Annotated in this window: 8 protein-coding genes and 2 pseudogenes; 7 read left to right on the top strand and 3 right to left on the bottom strand. The window is 67.3% G+C overall.

Features of this window, described 5'->3' with window-relative positions:
- Positions 1 to 423 (bottom strand): annotated as a pseudogene (locus ACRDU5_RS02520) (hypothetical protein); the annotation flags it as partial.
- A 210-nt stretch (positions 424 to 633) separates the two neighbouring features.
- Between ACRDU5_RS02520 and ACRDU5_RS02525 the strand changes: the two are divergent.
- The 6 genes and pseudogenes from ACRDU5_RS02525 to rraA all read left to right on the top strand — a co-directional run bounded on the left by ACRDU5_RS02525 (position 634) and on the right by rraA (position 4,612).
- Complete coding sequence (locus ACRDU5_RS02525) at positions 634 to 1,290, top strand: DUF6474 family protein (protein WP_526612640.1); 657 nt, start codon at positions 634 to 636, stop codon at positions 1,288 to 1,290.
- Positions 1,291 to 1,304: 14 nt separating this feature from the next.
- Positions 1,305 to 1,817: a copper resistance CopC family protein gene (locus ACRDU5_RS02530; protein ID WP_526612647.1), complete on the top strand. Its 513-nt coding sequence runs from the start codon at positions 1,305 to 1,307 to the stop codon at positions 1,815 to 1,817.
- Positions 1,793 to 2,736 (top strand): annotated as a pseudogene (locus tag ACRDU5_RS02535) (CopD family protein). Before ACRDU5_RS02530 ends, ACRDU5_RS02535 begins: the two are co-directional and overlap by 25 nt.
- 94 nt (positions 2,737 to 2,830) lie before the next feature.
- A complete protein-coding gene (locus tag ACRDU5_RS02540; protein ID WP_526612641.1) occupies positions 2,831 to 3,334 on the top strand; it encodes a hypothetical protein in 504 nt (167 codons plus the stop codon).
- 46 nt (positions 3,335 to 3,380) lie between these two features.
- Positions 3,381 to 4,136, top strand: a complete 756-nt coding sequence (locus ACRDU5_RS02545; protein WP_526612642.1) for a MerR family transcriptional regulator — start codon at positions 3,381 to 3,383, stop codon at positions 4,134 to 4,136.
- Entirely contained in the window at positions 4,133 to 4,612 is a 480-nt protein-coding gene (rraA, locus tag ACRDU5_RS02550) for a ribonuclease E activity regulator RraA (protein ID WP_526612643.1), read from the top strand. Before ACRDU5_RS02545 ends, rraA begins: the two co-directional genes overlap by 4 nt.
- Before the next feature lie 53 nt (positions 4,613 to 4,665).
- On the opposite strand, the gene ACRDU5_RS02555 is transcribed toward rraA, so the two are convergent.
- On the bottom strand, positions 4,666 to 6,165 hold the full coding sequence (locus ACRDU5_RS02555) for a flavin-containing monooxygenase (RefSeq protein WP_526612644.1): 1,500 nt from the start codon (positions 6,163 to 6,165) through the stop codon (positions 4,666 to 4,668).
- Positions 6,166 to 6,241: 76 nt separating this feature from the next.
- Between ACRDU5_RS02555 and ACRDU5_RS02560 the strand changes: the two genes are divergently transcribed.
- Complete coding sequence (locus ACRDU5_RS02560) at positions 6,242 to 6,880, top strand: TetR/AcrR family transcriptional regulator (RefSeq protein WP_526612645.1); 639 nt, start codon at positions 6,242 to 6,244, stop codon at positions 6,878 to 6,880.
- A gap of 56 nt (positions 6,881 to 6,936) precedes the next feature.
- Here ACRDU5_RS02560 and ACRDU5_RS02565 read toward each other — a convergent pair.
- A partial coding sequence (locus ACRDU5_RS02565) for a DUF6262 family protein (RefSeq protein WP_526612646.1) occupies positions 6,937 to 7,303 on the bottom strand: 367 nt, incomplete at its 5' end.

Below are 7,303 nucleotides of genomic sequence, written 5' to 3' on the forward strand. Positions count from 1 at the left end.
GCCGCCACCGCCGCCGCCACCGCCGCCGCCACCGGCGCCATCACCGGGTGGCTGGCCGGGCGGAGGGGTCTCGGTAGTAGTCGGAGGCCTTGTGGTCTCCGTGGGGGTCTTAGTGGGCTCGGTAACCGGCGGTTCCTTCGAGGGCGACGTGAGCTCCGGCGGAATCTCCCTCGGGTCGGACTCCCTGGGGTTGTTCTGCCGCGGGTTGATCTCCTTCGGCCGCGGTTTCTTGGTTGCATCGCGGCCGTCGCGGTCGCCACGACGATCGGAATCATTCTGCGAGCTGCGGCCCGGTTCGCCCGCCGAGCCGTCCGAATGCCGATGGCCAGGTTCAGCAACGGCCAACGCACCGCCAAGACCACACATGAACAGGCCGGAGGCCACAACAAAGGCAGAAGCGGCGACTTGCACTCGGGTAACCACTTCGTCACCACTCCTCACAGCACACCCGCCGGTGAATCTGACGGGTGCGATGATTGTTGCACAATCCGGCTCGGCGGTTTGCTGGTGGAGCAAACCGCATCTGCCGGGGGCACACCGGCGGGCGCCGGAACCGAGGACGCTAGTGTTGGGCTGCGCCATCGCAGACACGGATGGTCGAAATGTCGACGAGAAGATCGGGAGGCGGCCGGGATGGGCCTGTTCACGCGACGCAAAAGCCGCGCTACTCGTCGAGCTGAGGCCCGCGCCATCAAGGCCCGCGCGAAGCTGGAAGCCAAGCTCGCGGCGAAGAACGAGAACCGTCGAATCAAGGCCGCCCACAGGGCGGAGGCCAACGCGCTCAAGGCGCAGCTGAGAGCGCAACGGGACAGCGACCGGGCCGCGGTGAAGGTTGCTGAGACGGAGCTCAAGGCGGCTCGCGAGGGCAAGTTTTTCTCGCCGACTCGTATTCGCCGACTGCTCACCGTTTCGCGGCTGCTGGCCCCGGTGGTGGTGCCGCTGGTTTACCGAGCGGCGATGGCCGCGCGCGGTTTGATCGACGAACGACGGGCCGACCGCCTCGGCGTTCCGCTCAGCCAAATCGGCCAATTCTCCGGCCACGGGGGGCAGCTGTCCGCCCGGATCGCCGGCGCCGAGCAGTCGTTGCGCCTAGTGGCCGAGAAGAAGCCGAAGGACGCCGAGACCAAACAGTTCGTCGCGGCCATCAAAGATCGGCTCAGCGACCTGTCGGCAGCCGTGACCGCCGCGGAGAACATGCCGGCATCGCGTCGGCGCACCGCCCACGCCGCGATCTCGCAACAGCTCGACGGCATTGACGCCGACCTGATGGCCCGGCTCGGCCTGGCCTGATCGAGCATCCTGTGATCCGCCCGGCGCTCGCGACGCTACTCGGTGTGCTGCTGGCTTCGTTGGCGCTGGGCGGCGCCGGCGTCGCGTCCGCGCATGCCACCCGCATCGCGACCGTCCCGGCCGAGGGTGCCGCGCTGAACCAGGGACCCGAGCGCGTCAGCGCAACATTCAGCGAGGCGTTGCAGCCCGCGTTCGCCGCGATGACCGTGGTGGGGCCGGATGGCAATCTGTGGTCCACCGGCGACCCACGGGTCGAGGGCGCGGTGATCAGTGTCGGCGTGCGCCCGCTGGGGCCCGCCGGCACCTATACGGTCAACTACCGCGTGACATCTGCCGACGGGCACGCGGTGTCGGGGTCGTGGTCGTTTCGGCTCACGGCAGCGGCGACCGGCTCGCCCGGGCCGCCTGCCACACCGGCCAAGCCGGCCGGCACCTCTGGCGGCGCCCTCCCGGTGTGGCTGTTTCTGGTGGCCGGCGCGGTGATCATCGGCGGCGGAGTGTGGTGGGCGGCACGACGAAAGACGTGACCCGCCACCTGACGGTGGCCGGCGGTCTGCTCGTCGTGCTGGCCGCGACGACGGCCGCCTGGGCGCTGGCCTATCCGCAGGCTTCGCCGACCGCAACGGTGGTCCGGGCGCCCGCGGATTGCGCGGCCGTGGTCACGCTCGGGTTGACCGTGGTGCCGGCGCTCGATGCCGCCCGCCACCGCGACGAGTTGACCCGCCGAGCCGCCGCGCCGCTGGCCGTGGCGGCCGGTGTCTGGCTGCTCGCCGAGCTGACCCGGATCGTGGTCGCCGCGGCGCAGTCGGCGGCGACCCCGGTCGGTCGCCTGGATCTGCACGCGACGGTGGAATTCACGCTCAGCACGACGTCCGGACGGTCCGGGCTGTTCAGCGCGGCGGCCGCGGCGCTGGTGTGCCTCGCCGTGGCCGTCGGACCGCGGACTGCACCGATTCTCACGGCCGCTGCCGGGATCACCGCTGCGGGGCTGGGGCCCGCACGATCGCGGGGCACCTCGCGGCCAGCTCGCTGGGCGCCGTCGCAATCGCGATCCACACGTTGGCCGCCGCGGTGTGGTGCGGAACGCTGGCCGCGCTGGTGCTGACCGTCGATCACCGCGGGCAGTGGGCGCGGGTGCTGCCCCGGTTCTCCGAGCTGTCGCTGTGGTGTGTGATCGCGTTGCTGGCCGGTGGTGCTGCGGGCGCGTTGGTGACGGTGGATTCGGCCGCGCAGTTGTTCGCCACGGGATACGGCCGGGTGTTGCTGACAAAGATCGCTCTGACGGTCGCGCTGACGATATTGGCATGGCGCAACCGCGCCGGCTGGCTGCCCGCGGCAAAGTCGCATCGAGTCACCGCCGATGTGTCGCGGTCCCGGTCGCTGAGCGAGCTGGCAATCATGGCGATGGCCTTGACCATGGCTGCGGCACTCTCCGTAACCGGATAGCGAAATATCCGACCTGGCATGATGGGAACTACTGCCGGGGGGTACCACCCAACCCGATCAAGCTGAGGACGAGACACTGCAAAGGAGCAGCCAGATGGCAGACCAGCAGGATCGACCCGACGAAAAGCCTGACGCCGCACCGCCTGCAGCCGAACCGGCATCTACGGGCCCGGAGGCGGCGGACGCCACACCGCCCGGCGTTCAGCCGCCGGCCCCGCCGGCCAAGAAGGCCGCCAAGAAAGCCGCGGCCAAAAAGTCGGCTGCCAAGGCCGCCAAGAAGGCTCCGGCGAAAGCTGCCAAGAAGCCCGCCAAGAAGGCTGCCAAGAAGTCGGCGGCGAAGAAGGCACCACCCAAGTCCGGGCCGAAACCCGCACCGCAACTGGTCGACACCAACGGCGCCGGCCAACTTGCGGCGGCGAAAGAGACAGCGGCGCAGGCAAAATCGACCGTCGCCGCGGCCGGCAGCCCGACGGCGGGGCCGCCCACCGTGCCACTGGTGGGGCCCGAGCAGTCGCGGCTGCCGCTGGCCGCGGCCATTGCCGCCGGTGTGCTGGCGATCCTGCTGATACTCGTTGCGCGTCGGCGCTCCGACGACTGACACGTCGACTTGTCCCTCACGCGACGTCAGGGTCGATAGTGGCGGGATGGACGCCAAGACCGTCGGTGCGGTAGCCACCCTCACGGGTGCCTCCGTGCGCACACTGCACCACTACGACCACATCGGTCTGGTGGTGCCCAGCGTCCGTACCCCGGCGGGCTATCGCGGCTACACCGACGCCGACATCGAGCGGCTGCACCTGGTGCTGGTGTACCGGTCCGTCGGCCTGCCGCTCGACGAGATCGGCACCCTGCTCGATGACCCGGACGCCGATGTCTTCGCGCACCTGCAACACCAGCACGCGCTGCTGACTCAATCAGCCGAGCGGCTGCAGGACACCATCAAGGCAGTGGAGGAACTGATGAACGCACACCGCGACGGCATCCAGCTGTCGGCCGAGGAACAGGTCGAGATCTTCGGCACCACGGCCTTCAGCGACGAGTACGCCGCCGAGGCGGAGGAGCGGTGGGGCGATACCGACGCCTGGAAGCAGTCCCAGCAGCGGACGGCCAGCTTCACCAAAGATGACTGGCTGCAGATCAAGGCCGACGGCGATGCACTGTTGGCCGCGCTGGCGGAAGCCAAGCGGGACGGCGTCGAACCCGGATCGGCGCGAGCCCACGAACTGGCGGCGCGTCACCGCGCGTCAATCGAGCGGTTCTACGACTGCGGCGACGAGATGCACCGCAACCTGGTGGAGATGTATCTGACCGACGAGCGCTTCATCCGGTACTACGACGACGTCGAGCCCGGGCTGACGCAGTTCGTGCACGACATCGTGGTGGCTAGCATCGATCGATGACGATCGAGCCGCGCCCCACCGCCGATCTGGTCGACGAGATCGGCCCCGACGTCCGCAGCTGTGACCTGCAACTGCGGCAATTCGGCGGCCGGTCAGAATTCGCCGGGCCGATCACCACAGTGAAGTGCGTCGAGGACAACGCGCTGCTGAAATCGGTTCTGTCCGAACCGGGTAACGGTCGCGTGCTGGTGATCGACGGGAACGGTTCGCTGCATGCCGCCCTGGTCGGCGACGTCATCGCCGGCCTCGGTTGCGACAACGGCTGGGTCGGGCTGATCATCAACGGCGCGGTGCGCGACGCGGCGACACTGCGCACGCTCGACATCGGCATCAAGGCGCTGGGCACCAATCCTCGCAAGAGCACCAAGACCGGCGACGGCGAGCGCGATGTGGTCGTGGAGTTCGGTGGTGTGACGTTCGCGCCCGGTGAGATCGGCTACAGCGACGACGACGGCATCGTCGTCGTCGTAGGCTGATCTGGGCCCACGCGCAAGCTGGGGACTGGGGACTGGGGACTGGGGACTGGGGATTAGGCCGAAGCCGCCACCGGCGCATGGTGTTTGGTGAACTGCAGCGCCTCGTCGTCGACCTTGCCGCGCCGGATCAGCCGGAGGTCCAGCAGATAGTTCTGCTTGAGCCGCCACGGCGGCACATGTCCGGCCTTCGGCAGGTAGTCCAGCGCCCGCAGCACATAGCCGGGAGTGAAATCCATCAGCGGGCGTTCGTCAACGCTATTGCCCGGATGCTGGGGCTCGACGGTGTCAAAGCCGTTGGCGTCCATGTAATTGAGCACGCGGCAGACGAACTCCGACACCAGATCGGCCTTCAGCGTCCACGACGCGTTGGTGTAGCCGATGGTGAACGCCATGTTAGGCATGTGGGTCAGCATCATGCCCTTGTAGGCCATGGTGTCATGGAGGTCGACGGGCACACCATTGCGCATGATGTCGGCGCCGCCGAACAGCTGCAGGTTCAAACCCGTTGCGGTGACGATGATGTCGGCCTGCAGCTCTCCCCCGCAAGCGGGAGGTGCCCCCACACCGGAGGCCAGCTTGATCCCGGTCTTGGTGAACCGGTCGATGGTGTCGGTGACGACATCGGCCTTGCCCTTTTTGATCGTCCTGAACAGATCGCCATTGGGCGCCAGGCACAACCGCTCGTCCCACGGGTTGTACCGCGGGCCGAAGTGCCTCTCGACGTCATAACCCTCGGGCAGCCGCCGCTGGGCCATGGTCATCAGCGCCTTGCGCATGAACTTCGGGAAGCGGCGGCTGATCCGGTACTGGGCGGACTGGAAGAGGATGCTCTTCCACCGGTTGACCACGTACGCGGGTTTGGCCGGCAGCGTCTTGTTCATCCGCACGGTGAACGGGTCGATATCGGGCAGCGAGCCGACGTAGGTGGGCGAACGCTGCAGCATCGTCACGTGGCCGGCACCCGAATCCGCCAGCGCCGGAATGAGAGTCACCGCGGTGGCACCGCTGCCGATCACGACGACCTTCTTGCCCGCGTAGTCGAGGTCCTCGGGCCAGTGCTGCGGGTGAATGATGGTGCCCTCGAAGTCCTCCGAACCCGGGAACTCCGGCGAGTAGCCCTCGTCGTAGTTGTAGTAGCCGCTGCAGGCGAACAGGAAGGAGCAGGTGATCTCACGCTCTTTGCCGTTGCTCTCCACCCGAACAGTCCAACGGTTGTCGGCGTCCGACCACTCCGCACCGACGACCTTCTGGCCGTAGCGGATGTGCTTGTCGATGCCGGACTCGGCGACCGTTTCCTTCAGGTAGCTCATGATCGACGGCCCGTCGGCGATGGCCTTCTCCGCCGTCCACGGCTTGAACCGGAAGCCGAGGGTGAACATGTCGGAGTCGGACCGGATGCCGGGGTATTTGAACAGGTCCCAGGTGCCGCCGAGATTGTCGCGGCGCTCCAGGATCGCGTAGCTCTTGGTCGGGCAGCGGTCCTGCAGGTGCCAGGCGGCGCTGATGCCGGAGATGCCGGCGCCCACGATGACAACGTCGAGGTGTTCGGTCATGCCCCGAGATTATCAACAGGGTGTCGAGTGAGTCAACAGTGTGTTGAAAAATTCGACATGGTGTAAAGTATCGGCCGTGACCACCGCCAGCCAGGCCCGAACCCGTGGCCGACGCGCCGTTCGGCCGTCGGGCGACGAACGCGAGCTGGCCATTCTCGAAACCGCGAGGCGATTGCTGGCCGAGCGGTCCATCGCCGAGATCTCGGTGGACGACCTTGCCAAAGGGGCCGGCTTGTCGCGGCCGACCTTTTACTTCTATTTCCCGTCCAAGGACGCCGTGCTGTTCGCCCTGTTCGAGCAGGTGATCACCGAGGCCGACGCCGCGTTTGAACGGCACGCCGAGAACGTTCCCGCGGATCGTTATCAGGCCTGGCGTACCGGGATCAACGTGTTCTTCGAGACCTTCGTTCGGCACCGGGGCGTGACCCGAGCCGCACACGAGGTGCGCGCGTCGAACCCCGACGTACGCGCACTGCTGGCGAGGTTCATGACGAAGTGGATCGATAGCACCGCCGCCACCATCGAGGCCGAGCGGGCCCAGGGCGCGGCGCCGACGACGCTGCCCGCCCGCGACCTCGCAACAGCATTGAACCTGATGAACGAACGCGCCTTGTTCACGTCATTCACCGAAGAGCAGCCCTCGATAGCCCCACAGCAGCTACTCGACACGCTGGTGCACATCTGGGTCACCAGCATCTACGGCGAGGCCCGCTGATTCGTCGGACCTCGATGCGAACATACGTTCCCCAGGGTCCCCCGTGTGTGTATCGGTCATGACCTGGGAGCTTGTGTCATAGACGGTGTCTTCGACGCGGTGATCTGTTCAGCTCGGCGTTGACCATGTGCGATCGCAAGCTGGTCTCGCAGTTGCCGGTTCTCGTCGGATAGTTGCTTGATCCGTTGGTGGGCCAGCTCGATGCGTCGCCGCCAGGATTCGTCGCTGGCGCGCGTGCGGTCCGTGGCTACGGACCGCGTGTCTGGACGTTCGGTGGTGATCCGTGCCAGCAAGTCCCGCTGGGTATAGATCCAGGAGCGTGCAACACCGGCAGCGCGTGCCAGGCCGGCGACGGTGACTGGCGCGTCCTCCTGTTGCAGCCTGTCCAGGGTCTCGATCGCTCGCCGTCGTGTGCGTTCGCTT

This window comes from Mycobacterium sp., assembly GCF_050701515.1.
Classification (GTDB): Bacteria; Actinomycetota; Actinomycetes; order Mycobacteriales; family Mycobacteriaceae; genus Mycobacterium.